Origin of the sequence: Pseudomonas entomophila, assembly GCF_029193575.1 — a bacterium.
In the GTDB taxonomy this organism is placed as follows: domain Bacteria; phylum Pseudomonadota; class Gammaproteobacteria; order Pseudomonadales; family Pseudomonadaceae; genus Aquipseudomonas; species Aquipseudomonas entomophila_G.
On the sequence record NZ_JARGCS010000029.1, the window covers coordinates 1 to 14,221 of the forward strand.

The following is a 14,221-nucleotide window of genomic DNA, read 5'->3' on the forward strand; positions in this document are numbered from 1 at the left end:
CCTAGAAACTGACAAGCCCTGGCAATGCTCAGTCCTGCGACTTGGCCTTGCGAGAGGACTTGCCGGATCGCTTTTTTACGACCGAAACACCATAGTCATTTTTCAGAACATCAACGACCGTCTCGAAGAACTGGGCCTTCTGGCTCATCAGCTCAAGCTGCTGCTCAAGCTCTTTGATCCGCTGCTCTGGAGTGAGCGGTTTGGGGTCAGACATCGCGCAGCTCCTCTCGGCTCGGATCGATGCCCCTTGGCTCCAATCCTGCCGACCGTGCTTACGCAACCATACCAGAACCGTCGACCGACCCTGGATGCCATACCGCACCTGGGCCTGCTTGTAGGTCAGTTCGCCTTTTTCGATCTGATCAACAACGGCCAATTTAAAAGACAGTGAGTAATCTCGCTGTGTGCGCTTTACACCTTGCTCCATCTGACTCTCCGGAAATTCGGGATGGGAGGTGTAAACCTTATTCAGGACGGGACATATTTCTCATCAGAGCCCCTGAAAATGGGGCTTTTTTGTGGGCGATGGTTTTTTGTACCCATGTTTATACCCACTTGCAAAAAATGCCAGTTATGGCGTTTTTGTATGAAAAATAGAGGTGAGTGGTGAGCAGGCCGCACTCGGTTTTGTCGATGCCCTGGAAAAGGTCTATGCCCACATCAGCTGCCATCCAACCTCGGGCATGCCTCGATACGATCTACTGGCCGCTGAAACGCTATCTCTATCTGGTGTTCTATGTTGAGCGCGATGACCATGTCGATGTATGGCGCGTTTACATGGTGTGAGGGGCATTCCTGAAAGGTTGGTTGAAAGCGCCTCAACAAGGTCCCGGAGATGACACTCTTCTGGATGTCCACAACAGTTGGCGAGACGTTGCCGACTTTCTGGCGGTCGATGTTGGCTGGGACATAGCGGAAATGGTGGAAGACGGTCTGGCTTCTGACCACTCGTCGGATTCTACTATCAACTGCTGATAGAAAATTGACGTCCTAATGATGTCTAAATAGCATCGCGCCCCGATTTTCATGACACAGGGAAGCGTCAATGGGATGTGGTCAGCGTCGTCGCTCAGTGCAACGAATCCTCTTATACGTCTTGTTCTGCAACCTTGTCGGCACCGCCTGGGCCTCCCCGGGCGATCAGGAACTGATCCGCGAACGGCAGAACCGCCTGCTCGAAGAGCAGCAGCGGCGCCTCGAAGAACTGCGCAATCTGCCCGGCAAGGCCGAAGGCCCGGCGCCCCAGGAGCGCGCGCCGACGCAGCGCTGCTTCGATATCCGCAGTATCGACCTCAAAGGCGCCGACAGCCTCTCGGCGGCTGACCGTGAGCAGGTACTCCAGCCCTTCATTGGCCAGTGCCTGGGCGTCAGCCAGCTCAACGAGCTACTCAAGGCCATCACCAACCTGTACCTGGAACGCGGCATGGGGTCACCAGCCGTGCCTACCTGCCGCAGCAGGACCTCTCCGCCGGCCACCTGCAGATGCTGGTGGTGGAAGGCCGGCTCGAAGGCCTGCGCCCGGCCGAGGGCAGTGGCCTGTCCACCCGCGAGCTGGACATGACCTTCCCCGGCAGGCACGGCGAGTCCCTGAACCTGCGCGAGATTGAGCAGATGGTCGACCAGCTCAACCGCCTGCCGTCCAACCAGGCGCAGATGGAACTGGCCCCCGGCCAGGCGGTCGGCGGCACCGAGGTGCTGGTACGCAACCAGCCACAAAAGCCCTGGCGCGCCTCGCTGTCGCGCAACAACGAAGGCCAGCCCAGCACGGGTGAGCAGATGCTCAACCTCGGCCTGGAATGGGACAGCCCGCTGGGCCTGGCCGACCAGTTGGTGCTGCGCGGCGGCCACGACGTGGTCAGCGACCATACTCAGGGCTCGAAGAACGGCATGCTCTGGTACAACCTGCCCTGGGGTTGGTGGAACTTCAGCTACAGCTACAGCAAGACCGAATACCGCTCGCCGATCTTCGCCCAAGGCTTTGCCTTCAAGCAGAGCGGCGACAGCCAGACCCACGAACTGCGTGCCGAGCGCGTGGTGCACCGCGACGCCACCAGCAAGACCTCGCTCAGCGCCGGCATGTCCCACCTGCGCAGCAACAACTACATCGAAGACAGCCGCCTGCGCGGCAGCAGCAACCGCCTCAGCGAAGCGCAGTTCGGCATCAACCATGGCCGGCGCCTGGGCAACGCCTTCGTCAACCTCGACCTCGGCCTGCAGCAAGGTATCGGTGCCTTCGACGCCCAGGACAACGGCCGCCAGCGGCCCGGAGAGCCGGTGGCGCGCTACCGCAAGTACAGCGCCACCGTCAGCTTCATCCAGGGCTTCGAACTGTGGGGCGAACAACTGAGCTTCAGCAGCCTGGCCGCCGGGCAGCACAGCGAGGACGTACTGTTCAGCCCGCAGCGCATCAGCCTGGGCGGCCTGGGCTCGATCCGCGGCCTGCGCGAACAGTCGCTGTCGGGCGACAGCGGCGGCTACTGGCGCAGCGACCTGCGCTGGACCCGCCCGGTTGCCTGGCAGCCTCTGCGCGCGGTGTTCAACCAGTACGGCATGGGCCTGGGCTACGACCTCGGGGTGATCAGTAATGACCGCTATAACGGCGAGTTCCACGGGCGCGCCAGCAGCCATGCGCTGGAACTGTTCGCCCGGGGTGAGCACCTCGGCGCCAGTGTGACCTTTGCCCACACCCTGGAGCGCCCCGGCGTGCTGACCGAGAAAGAGCGCCCGGTGTTCTTTCGCCTCGACCTTTTCATCTGACCCCTGATTCGCGAGACCTGACATGGACGTTCGCTTCTTTGCCTTCCTGGCTGGCCGCCCCTCGGCCGTCATTCAGCCCCGTGAGCAGCTCTGCGGCCTGCCCAAACGTGCCCTGGCCGTGCTGCTGGCCAACGTCATGTTCTGGCAGCCGCTGTGGGCCCAGGCCGACGGCATCGCGGTCAGCGGCTCGGGCACCAGCCTCGGCAAGGCCGGCAACGGCGTACCGGTGATCAACATCGCCGCACCCAACGGCAGCGGCCTGTCGCACAACCAGTTCAAGGACTACAATGTCGGCCGCGAAGGCCTGATCCTCAACAACGCCACCGGGCGCACCCAGAGCACCCAGTTAGGCGGGATCATCCTCGGCAACCCCAACCTGCAGGGCAGGGCGGCGAGCACCATCCTCAACGAAGTCACTGGCAGCAACCCCAGCCAGTTGCGCGGTTTCACCGAGGTGGCCGGGCAGGGCGCGCGGGTGATTGTCGCCAACCCCCATGGCATCACCTGCAACGGCTGCGGCTTCATCAACACACCGCGGGTGACCCTGAGCACCGGCAAGCCGATCCTCGACGGCAGCGGCCAGGTGCGCAGCTACCAGGTCGACGGCGGTGCCATCGCCATCGAAGGCAGCGGGCTGGACGCGCGCAACGTCGACCGCTTCGAGCTGATCACCCGTAGCGCCAAGGTCAACGCCAAGCTGCACGCCAAACAGCTGGACATCGTCACCGGGCGCAACGACGTCGATGCCAACACCCTCAAGGCCACTACCCGCACCAGCGATGGCAGCGCGGCGCCGACGCTCGCCATCGACAGCACGGTGCTGGGCGGCATGTACGCCGGGGCGATCCGCCTGGTGGGCACTGAGCAGGGCGTGGGGGTGCGCCTGGCCGGCGACATGGCGGTGGATGCCGGCGACCTGGACATCGACGCCAGCGGCAAGCTGATCCTGGCCAACGCCAGCGCCGGGGGCGATGTGAAGCTCAAGGCCGCTGGGGTGGAGCTGACCGGCAGCACCTACGCCGGGCGCGAAGCCAGCGTGCATAGCAGCGGTGACGTGGAGGTGCGCCAGAGTCTGGCAGCGCGCCAGCACGTGACGGTGGAAGGCGCCCAAGTGCGCAACCAGGGGGTGATCGAGGCCGGAGTCGAGGCGGACAAGCGCCGTAACGACAACGCTGACCTGACCCTCACTAGCACAGGCCTGGTCAACAGCGGCCAGATCGTGGCCAGCGATGATCTTGAGGTGATTGTCAGCGACACCCTGGTGAACAGCGGCGGCCTCAAGGGGCAGGGTCAGACCGTGGTGGCCGACACCTTGGACAACCGCGGCGGCAAGGTCCTCGCGGACAATGAACTGAAGGTCACCAGCCGGCTGCTGGACAACCGCGCGGCCGGCGCCATGAGCAGCGACGGCAGCACCACCGTGACCGCCCGCGAACGCCTGGACAACCAGGGCGGGCGGGTGGTCGGTGTGACCGAACTGCAGGTAAACGGCGGCGAGGTCAACAACGGCGCCAAGGGCCTGATCGCCAGCGATGGCCAGTTGACCGTCGACGTTGCACAACTGAACAACCAGGGCGGCACGCTCTCCGCCAGCCATCAGCAGCTCAAGGCCGGTGGCCTGAACAACCAGGGCGGCAGCGTGGTGGGCAACACCGTCGAGGCCACCTTCGACCGGCTCGACAATCAGGGCGGCAGCCTGGTCGCCCGCGAGGGCACGGCGACCGTCACTGCCCACCAGCAACTGAACAACGCTGGCGGTACGCTGCAGGCCAAGACCCACCTGCAGGTCAACGGAGGTGAACTGCTCAATCAGGACGGCGCCATGCTGGGCGTCAGCGTCACGCTCGATGGCGCGTCCGTGGACAACAGCCAGAAAGGCCGGGTGGTGGCCGAAGAAGGGGCGCTGACGGTCAAGGCTAGCGGGGCCGTGAATAACAGTGGTGGGCGCTTGCAGGCGACCACAGCCGACGTGGGCATCACGGCCGCCAGCCTCGATAACCAGGGCGGTGTGGTGGTCGGGCAGAAGGCGGTGAAGGCCACCGCTATCAGCGGCACCCTCGACAACCGCGGGGGCCAACTGCTGGGCAGCCGCCTGGAACTGGTCGCCGACAGCGTCGACAACCGCGTCGGTGGGCAGGTGCTGGCTGGTAGCGAGGGCCTGCTGATCAAGGCCGCCACCGTGCACAACCAGCAAGGCAAGCTGCTGGCCGGCGGTTCGCTGGCCGAGCTGCTGCTGGACAGCGGGCGTCTGAACAACCAGCAGGGCAGCCTGAGCGCCAGCGCCATCACCCTGGTGGCCGGCGATGCCGACAACAGCGGCGGCACCCTGGCCAGCCTGGCCGGCAACCAGCAGTTGACTGTGCAGCGCCTGATCAACCAGAACGGCTTGATCGAAGCCAGCCAGGCCATCGAGCTCGACGGCCAGAGCCTGGACAACCGCCAGAACGGCCGGGTTATCGCCCATACCGGCGACAAGACCCGCATCGAGCTGGGCGGCGAGCTGGACAACCGCGGCGGCCACATCGGCAGCGCCACCACCAACCTGGAAGTCAAGGCTGCCAGCCTGCTTAACCAGGGCGGTACCCTCGAACACGTGGCCCAGGGCAACTTGCTGATGAAGGCGGCCAGCTTCAGCGGCAACCAGGGCACGGTCAGTAGCCTGGGCAGCGGCACCTGGACCTTCGGCAGCGTCGACGGGGTTGGCCGTTGGCACACCAACGCGGGCCTGGACATCAGCGGCCTGCAGTACCTGACCCTGAATGCCGGCGAGCGCATCGCCAGCGCCGGCGACTTGCGCCTGGCCGGCGTGCAACTGACCAATGCCGGGGAGCTGGTCACCGACGGCAAGCTGACCCTGGAGATGACCGGCGACTTGCTCAACCAGGGCCTGTTCTCCAGCCTGAAGGCCATGGGCATCAGCGGCAACAACCTGACCCAGGACGGTGGCCGCATCGCCAGTAAGGAGGCGATGACGCTGACACTGGACGGCGCGTTGAGCAACCGTGGCCGGTTTATCAGCAGCCAGACCCTGGACATCAGCGCCGCCAGCATCGACAACCAGGGCACCCTCGGCGGCCAGGGCAAGACCACCCTGCATGCCCGCGGCGCGATCGCCAACCAGCAAGACAGCCTGCTGTTCGCCGGCGGCCCGCTGGAGTTGCGCGGTACCAGCCTGCTCAACCGCTACGCCGACATCTACAGCAAGGGCGACCTCAGTTTCGCGGCGCTCGGTGGCGGCCGGGCGCTGAGCCTGCAGAACCTTTCGGGCAGCATCGAGAGCGAAGGCAACATCAGCCTCAAGGTCGATTCGCTGGAAAACGCCAAGGCCGTCTTTGTCCCTGGCCGCACCATCGCCAATCGCTACATCCGCATCAACTGCACCGATTGCAGCGGTGACCATCACACCGGCACCTACATCGTCACCACCACCTACCAGGGCACCATCGAAAGCGATTCGCCAGCCGCGCGTTTGCTGGCCAACCGCGACATGACCCTTGAGGCCACCACGGTGGACAACCGCCAGAGCCTGCTGGCGGCCAACGGCAACCTGACCGCCAACGCGGTGAATTTCTACAACCGTGGCCAGACCCTGGACACGCAGATCGAGGAGGTCAGCTACTGGCTGCTCGGGGTGAGTCAGGGCGCCTACCGCGTCACCGAGGCCGCCACCAACGCCTGGAACGCGCAATACGCTGGGTTGCCCATCGCGCAGCAGGCGCCGATCCCCACCGCGGTCACCCAGTATCCGGTGTCGAGCAGCACCACCCAGGTGCTGCCCGGCACCGACACCGCCTACGCCGGCACCGTCCAGGCCGGCGGCACTCTGGCGCTGAATGTCAGTGGCGAGCTGGTCAACGGCACCCTCGATGCGCAGAGCAATGCCCAGCTTACCGGCAAGACGCCGGATAGCGCGGCCATTGGCGCTGGTGGCGTGCGTATCACCCTCGGCACCCAGGCTGGCGATCCGGGCCTGCCCACCGACGTCAAGCGGGTCGAAACCATTGGCGCCGACGGCAGCACCCAGGTCAGCTTCGTCCCGGTGGACTTCAGCGGCGCACCCTTCGTCAGCGTCGACCCCACCGCACTGCCGAGCTTCCGGCTGCCTCAGGGCGAGTACGGCCTGTTCGTCCGCAACCAGGGCTCGAACGCCCGCTACCTGATCGAAACCAACCCCGAGCTCACCGACCTGGGCCTCTTCATGGCCTCGGATTACCTGCTCGGTCACCTTGGTTTCGACGCCGACCAAGCCTGGCGCCGCCTTGGCGATGGCCGCTACGAAACCCGCCTGGTCGCCGACTCGGTGCGTGCGCAAACCGGCCAGCGTTTCCTCGCCGACGGCCTGAGCACCGACTACGAGCAGTTCAAGTACCTGATGGACAACGCCGTGGCCAGCAAGGATGCCCTTGGGTTGGCGGTGGGCGTGGGCCTGACCAGCCAGCAGGTCGCGGCGCTGACCCACGATATCGTGTGGATGGAAGAGCGGGTGGTCGGTGGCCAAAAGGTACTGGCCCCGGTGCTGTACCTGGCCAAGGTCGACGCGCGCAACCTGCGCGGCGGCAGCTTGATTCAGGGCCGCGACCTGGAACTGGTCACCGGTGGTGACCTGAAGAGCGTCGGTACCCTGCGGGCGAGCAATGACCTGACGGCGGTGGCCGGTGGCAGCCTGTACCAAGGCGGCCTGGCCCAGGCCAACGAACACCTGGCGCTGATGGCCCAGGACAGTATTCGCAATGCCCTGGCGGGCGAGATCCGTGGCAATCAGGTGAGTCTAGTGTCGCTCAAGGGCGACATCCTCAATGACCGTACCGCCACCGAAGTGGCAGTCGGCGCGGGCAGCAAGACCCATGTGGATGCCGGTTCGGTCATCACGTCGCGTGGGGGTTTGAAACTCGATGCCGGCGGCGACCTGACCAACAAGGGGTGGATCAGCAGCGCTGGCGATTTGAGCGCCAAGGCCGGTGGCGACATCAATCTGCTTGCCGTGCAGGATCGCACAGTGGCACGCGAAGCCCTGCGCCGTGGGTTACGCACCGAAGAAACGGTCACCCAGCTGGGCTCGAGCCTAGAGGCTGCAGGCAACGTTACCCTGCAGGCCGGGCGCGACCTGTATGTCGAAGCCAGTAGCGCCAAGGCTGGCAAGAGCCTTGAAGCCAGCGCGGTGGGCAACATAAGCCTGGTGGCCGGCGAAGACTCCCATGCGATCGACAGTAGCAGCAAAAAAGGCAACAAGAAGATCCATGAAGTCGAGGAGCAAAGCCGCCTGGTCGCGGCCAGCCTCAGCGCCGGCAACAACCTGGATGCCGTTGCCGGCAACGATGTCAACCTGATGGCCAGCAAGCTCCATGCGGGTGACGAGGCGTACGTCTATGCCGGTAACGACATCAATCTGATCGCCGGCCAGGAGCGCGACTACACACTCTACGACATGAAGAAAAAGGGCGGCTGGGGCAGCAAGCAGACCCAGCGCGACGAAGTCACCCAGATCACCCATGTCGGCAGCGAGATGACCAGCGGTGGCGACCTGCGTCTGGTCAGCCAGGGCGACCAGCTGTATCAGGCCGCCAAGCTGGACAGTGGAGGCGACCTGACCTTGCGCAGTGGCGGCGACATCACTTTCGCCAGTGTCAGTGACCTGCACCAGGAAAGCCACGAAAAGTCCAAGTCTGACGCTGGCTGGTTCAGCATGAAGGGCAAGGGCAGTACCGATGAGACGCTGCGCCAGAGTGAGTTGAGCGCTCAGGGCGAGCTGGTGATCAGTGCCGTCGGCACTATCCAGGCGGACGTGCGCCAGATCAACCAGAAAACCGTGAGCGACTCCATCGATGCGATGGTCAAGGCCGATCCGAAGCTGGCCTGGCTCAAGCAACTGGAAGCGCAGGGAGGCATTGACTGGCGTCAGGTCGAGGAGGTTCACACCAGCTTCAAGTACGCCAACTCCGGCCTTGGGCCGGCAGCACAACTGGCAATCGCGATCATGATGGCTGCCGTGATGGGGCCGGCCGGGCTGGGGTTGACCGGTGCACCGTTGGCGGGTGCTACCAGCCTGGCTACGACCGGTGCGGTGAGCACCATCAACAATAAGGGTGACCTGGGCGCGGCGCTTAAGGAAACCTTGAGCAAGGAAAGCCTGAAAAGCGCTGCGACCGCGATGGCCGTTGCGGGGGCGTTGCAGTATGCCGATCAGAAATGGTTCAAGGCCACCGATGCGGCGAACAACGGCGCGATCAGCGTTGATAACGGGCAAGTGCTGCCGGCCAGTTCTACCCCCGACAATGTCCTGACCTGGAGCAACGCGCCCAATGTCGCGCTGCGTGCTGGCGGCCGGGCGGTGATCAGCGGTGGCATTTCCACAGCGATCAACGGCGGCAGCCTGAAGGACAACCTGCTGGGTTCGCTGGCAGGTGAAGCCAGCACCGTGGCCATGGCCACCGGCTTCAAGTGGGTGGGCGACAACACGCTGAGTTTCGAAAACGGCAGCATCCCCAAAATCATCTCCCACGCCATCGTGGGTGGATTGATTGCCGAAGCCACCGGAGGCGATTTCAAGACTGGCGCGGCGGCAGCCGGCCTCAATGAAACTATGGTCAACGCGCTGTCCACGGCCGCACAGGGCAACGAGGCGCTGCACTTGATGCTGTCGCAACTGACCGGGCTGGTGGCTGCCGCGGCGGTGGATGGTGAGCTTGAGCAGGGCGTGCAGATTGCCCAGTCGGCGACACAGTACAACCATGACTTGCACCGCAAGAATGCCGAGGCCTATGCCAAGGGCATTCTGGACATGTGCGCAAAGCGGCCGGACTTGTGCACCGGTGATGCCAGCAAGGTGACCCAGCAGGACCTGGTGGATGCCCTCGAGTCGACCGCGCAGCATGGCAAGGGGGTAGAGAAGCTCAACCCTCAGGCCGTCCTACTGACGGACCAGTTCCTTGCGATGTTCCCGGAGCAGGGGACCCTGTTCAAACCCACGGCATCCGAAGCCGAGCGGCTGGATACGCTTGAGAAGGCCGAGTTGGCTGGCATGGTGCTCTCGGGCGCAGGGGCTGTTCGCGGGTTGGCGCAAGGTAGCAAAGGCATCATCGAATCCATAAAATCCTGGTTTGGCGCAGGCCCCAAGGTGCTTGAGAGTGCAGCTGACGTCTGGGCAAAAGCACCGACACAGCGCGGCAATCTCATCGAGGCGCAGTTGGCCAAGACCGATTACTCGCCCAAAAATGGCTGGTACAACGTTGGAAAAGAGCGAGGCGGGTATTTCCCCTTGGTTGATTTCCAGCAAGGCAACACACTGGTCAGCCTCAAGTCGGTCGATACGGCGGGCACTACCTGGCTCACGCGTATGCAGGATCACATCGTCGACCTTGGCACGAACGGCGCCAAGGTCGATGGACAGTTGGCCAAGATGGTGCTGGATATACGGGTTCAGCCAGGCGGTGCCGACGCGGCCCGACAACTCATCAAATTTGGTGCCGAGAACAACGTCACCGTGATCATCAAGGAATTCAAATGACTTCAAGGCTTGAGCGTCTCAAGGTCGTGTTCGCGCCTGAAACCATTACCGGCGAAGCCGTGCTTGACCGGGTTGTGGAGATACTGGCACGTCTGACGCCTGCGCCGAAGATTCTGTTGCAGGGGCGTCCGGTGCAGGTGGCCGCGTTGAAAAAGCAGATAGCGAAAAAGCGCGCCTGGCCCAGTGGTATGGCCTGCAACGACCTCGACCTGCGTTTCGGTATCGTTTTTGGGCTGCACGATTTCCTGCTGGTCGAAGAGCAGAGGGTGGGCGCGGCAGGGTCGTGGGACTTGTGGGTGGAGGCTTTGATGCAACTGCCAGGCTTTGTTCAGGCCTGGGTGGTGGACACAGAGTACGACTACTGGCAGAACGCCAAGGATGTGCTGGAATATGACGCCGTCGGCAGGGACCACTCGGGGCTTGCGAAGTTATCGAATGGCTTGCCTTTCCCCCTGGAGCAGTTGGAAATCGACATCTCGGGCAACCCGGGGCGATGGGCTCTGCGGGAGGGGTACGTAGAGGCGGTGGCCGCGCGGATGTGGTTGGGGGAGCGGTTCTGGGCTCGGGGCGGCGATGAGCATAAGGCCAACGTCATGCAGGCACCCGGCGTGACCACGCAGGTGCTGGAGGGTGGAGTGCTCAAGCTGGTCGCGGCACCGCAGAACTTTGTCGATGTGTCGACTGCCCGGACGCAGAATGCGTTAAGAGCACTGCTTTATCCCTGAAGCGTCGACTGTCACGCTGCCGGCTGGTTTTCGTGTTGCAACATTTTCGGCGTTGGAGCCTGCGGCGGATACCGAGCGTCGGTATTTTCAGGCGATGCACCATTGCCTTTGGGCATATGAGTGCAAGGTACTGCGCGCCTGCTTGAATCAGGGATTGCTCTGTAGTTTGACAAATTGCCCTCTCGTGCCGCGTTGCTCGCAGAGGCCTGGAGTGACCTGCCGGTGTCCTACATGCAAGGGCATGAAAATTTGAATAACGCATCCTTCATTGACGTGAAGGTCAATAATTGGGAGGTCTGCCGCCGCTGGGGTGACGTCTATGCGATAGGCTGCGGATAAAGTGTGCGCAGCCGTCCGGGTCGGAGATGGGCCATTTGACCGTGATGGATTTTTCGCCCAGCGGCAGTGCAATAACCACCGCTTCATCAGCGTGCCGTTTAGGTATCGGTTGCAGCGGTACGAACGCGGGAAGTGGAGCGACGGGTTTGTCACGGTAAATCGGCAGCCACTTGCGGATGACGTTGGCGTTTATGCCATGGCTGATGGCGACGCTGGACACAGTGGCGCCTGGTTGCAGGCATTCCTCTTGAAGGGTTTGGGGTAAGAGCTTCGTTGGCGCATGAGAATCCTGGCGATAAGGGTGATCGCGTCCGCTTAAAAATAGGCGGACACCATCGTCCTTAATTCAGGATTTCCGAAGGTGTGTTCGCTGGCCGCTTACGGGAACGGTTTATTTCGGAAGCGCTTCCTTACTTTGTCGGCTTCGCCAGGGCACCTACTCGGCGGTAAACCCGCTCGGTAATATCGCCCTTGGTGTGCCCAAGCAGCAGGCTGGCGTGGTCGACATTGGCGATCTCCGAGGCCGCTTTCGGGCGGATGTCGCGGAACTGGAATTGGCTGATACGGCCGGCCAGCACCTGGTCGCCAGCGGCGACCGCTTCTTTCACAGACTCCTCTCGGGCGTCATCCCAGCGGTGTCGGAGCATCGGCGCCGTGACACGTTTGCCGTGCTCGGTCAGCAGCAGATGGGGAAACCCATGCACGCCGTTGCGTTCCAGAATCTTCCGAATGAGTGCGCCCAGGCTGCTTTCCGCTCCATCCACCTCGAGCATGATCCGCAGCTTCTTGTGGGTCTTCTTCTGCTTCACGTCTAGGGCATTGCCCTCGATGTTATCCCTCCTCATCACCAGCACGTCCGCCGGACGCTGGCCCGTCAAAATATGCCAAGTCCATGGCATCCTTCAGCTCACCCACAGCTTTCGCGTATACCGCGTTCCAGATCGCTTCGTTCGTGTAGGAAATCCCTCGGCACCTCCTTGTTCTTGCGCACTCCCTGGCAGGGGTTCTCGCGCATGGTCAGTCCCCATTCCCTGGCAATGTTGAATATGTGAGATAGGGTTGCGATCTTGCGGTTCTCGACGCCGTCCTCGCTGATGCCGAAGTGCCTGGCGATCTGCTTGGATGTCAGGCCCTGTGCAAATGTCGAGTACGCACTCCAGTTCGCGGGGCGCGAGCCCGCGCCCAAGGTGGCCCGTCCAAGAGCCGATGGTGATCGTGTCCATGGGTTATCTCGGTTGAGCGCTTTCCAAAGCCTTGCGCAACTCAATAATGATGAGTGCGGTGGAAATGGTGATGCGGTCGCCAAGTGCTCAAACATCTGGGCCAGCTTCCCAGGACGACTACGCTGCAGCGAACCGCCTGCAGCAAGAACGCACCAGTGCGCGGCAGCGACCTCGATCATCGACAAGGAGTTTGGGTTATGAGTATTGCAGGTCGACCCTTGCGATGGGGGCGGCTTGCAGGCATCGCGCTGCTGGCCGCCTGCGCTGGCAGGGCAGAGCCCCAGGTCCAGTAGGTGCGCGTCGAGGTTTCGGTCCAGGTGCCTTGCCGCGCTAGAGGTTGGGGTACCGCCTAGGGCTGCGGCCGACCTGCGCAAGACTGACAGCTTAGAGGTGAAGGTGCGGGCGCTGCTGCTGAACGCCGTCAGCGGATCGGGTACGAGTGGCTACTCGAGGCAGCGGTGGATACCGGCCGGTAGCCTCGCCTCAAGAAGAACAAAATTGGAGCGAAAATCCGCTTTAGAAAAACGTTGAGAGGTACCTACGATTTAGGTTTTCAAAAAAATCGTCGATAATGGTTTGATCTCTGAGCCAAGGAGTTTCTTTTGAAGATCCGTCTATTGTCCATTTTTTCTGCACTGTTGCTGAGTGGCTGTGGCTCTACCAATTATGAGCAGCCTCTACAGGAACAGCCTTACGATCAGACAACCTCCGCACGGATTCGTCTTTTCGGGAACAACGGTTTGCCAGCCGCAATCAATCCGGGACAAAACTGCACCTCTAGCAAAGAGCCTATTTTGGCCTACGGCTATACCTTGGCAGATAAGCTCAGATCCACCGCAGGACAACACACCAAACGAGGCGTGGGAATGCCTGCGTCATGGCGAAGCGATCACCTGAGCTATGGCGAGTCTTACTCAGAGTTTGTTATCCCTGCGGGGGTGCCTACTGTAGTCGACATAAAAGAGCTCACCGACCACGTGTCCTGCACGCCTCCTCGCCGAGTTTTTATTCCTGAGGCAGGCAAGGATTATGAGGCATATCTTTACCGGCGTGACAGGAAATGTGGCGTAGTGATTCGACTACTCTCTGGTTTAGAGACGCCTGGCCCTATCGCAGAAGTGCCGTCAAGTAGCTGCGGAGTGAAAGTAAGCGCTCCATAAACCCTTAGCTATGCAGATGAGGCGTGCAATTACAAGGCAGCAGGGCTTCGTAAGCTTCCACTGAGGACGCCTGCGGCAGGCGTTCCAGTGCGTGGCGCAGCCACGCATAAGGCTCTTTGCCGTTGGCTTTGGCTGTTTCGACCAGGCTGTAGAGTTGCGCACTGGCCGTCGCGCCCTTGGGCGTGTCGCTAAACAGCCAGTTCTTTCGGCCGATGACAAACAGGCGGATGGCGCGCTCAGCGGCGTTGTTTTCGATCGGCAAGTAACCGTGCTCGACGTAACGTTCCAGTCATGACATAGCCGCGATAGCCATCCAGCAGGCGCGTTGACACCTCTTGCGCTCGGCTGGTGGCGTAGTCGAAAAGGATCACCGGCCGATCAGGTGGGCCGCCGGTTTGTACCCACATCCAGGACTGGCTACTGGGCTCGCGCCCAGGTTCTTTCAACACCTGTACGCGGATTTCATCGTGGTGGACGATCCGGCTGCCCTGGCGGCGGTTCCTCTAGATACCA

Annotated in this window: 3 protein-coding genes and 5 pseudogenes; 4 read left to right on the plus strand and 4 right to left on the minus strand. The window is 62.4% G+C overall.

Annotated features, from left to right (window positions below; genetic code table 11):
- Positions 1 to 427 (minus strand): annotated as a pseudogene (locus tag P0Y43_RS12825) (IS3 family transposase); the annotation flags it as partial.
- Positions 428 to 1,045: 618 nt separating this feature from the next.
- Between P0Y43_RS12825 and P0Y43_RS12830 the strand changes: the two are divergent.
- From P0Y43_RS12830 to P0Y43_RS12840, 3 genes and pseudogenes are all read left to right on the plus strand, one after another.
- Positions 1,046 to 2,757 (plus strand): annotated as a pseudogene (locus P0Y43_RS12830) (ShlB/FhaC/HecB family hemolysin secretion/activation protein).
- A 22-nt stretch (positions 2,758 to 2,779) separates the two neighbouring features.
- Positions 2,780 to 10,261, plus strand: a complete 7,482-nt coding sequence (locus P0Y43_RS12835; protein ID WP_275637635.1) for a DUF637 domain-containing protein — start codon at positions 2,780 to 2,782, stop codon at positions 10,259 to 10,261.
- Positions 10,258 to 10,986 (plus strand): hypothetical protein, encoded by a 729-nt coding sequence (locus P0Y43_RS12840; protein ID WP_275637636.1) that lies wholly within the window; start codon positions 10,258 to 10,260, stop codon positions 10,984 to 10,986. Before P0Y43_RS12835 ends, P0Y43_RS12840 begins: the two co-directional genes overlap by 4 nt.
- 280 nt (positions 10,987 to 11,266) lie before the next feature.
- On the opposite strand, the gene P0Y43_RS12845 is transcribed toward P0Y43_RS12840, so the two are convergent.
- Positions 11,267 to 11,545 carry a hypothetical protein gene (locus tag P0Y43_RS12845; RefSeq protein ID WP_275637637.1) on the minus strand — a complete coding sequence of 93 codons (279 nt, stop codon included), beginning with the start codon at positions 11,543 to 11,545 and terminating at the stop codon, positions 11,267 to 11,269.
- A 190-nt stretch (positions 11,546 to 11,735) separates the two neighbouring features.
- Positions 11,736 to 12,400, minus strand: a pseudogene (locus P0Y43_RS12850) (tyrosine-type recombinase/integrase); the annotation flags it as partial.
- 345 nt (positions 12,401 to 12,745) lie between these two features.
- On the opposite strand from P0Y43_RS12850, the pseudogene P0Y43_RS12860 reads away from it, so the two are divergent.
- Positions 12,746 to 13,024 (plus strand): annotated as a pseudogene (locus P0Y43_RS12860) (hypothetical protein).
- A 688-nt stretch (positions 13,025 to 13,712) separates the two neighbouring features.
- Here the strand turns inward: P0Y43_RS12860 and P0Y43_RS12865 are convergent.
- A pseudogene (locus tag P0Y43_RS12865) lies at positions 13,713 to 14,211 on the minus strand (IS66 family transposase); the annotation flags it as partial.
- Positions 14,212 to 14,221 lie beyond the last annotated feature (10 nt).

Bases quoted from the DNA above. Each gene is read 5' to 3' on its own strand.
- P0Y43_RS12835 (WP_275637635.1), top strand. From the start codon at position 2,780: ATGGACGTTCGCTTCTTTGCCTTCCTGGCTGGCCGCCCCTCGGCCGTC.
- P0Y43_RS12840 (WP_275637636.1), top strand. From the start codon at position 10,258: ATGACTTCAAGGCTTGAGCGTCTCAAGGTCGTGTTCGCGCCTGAAACC.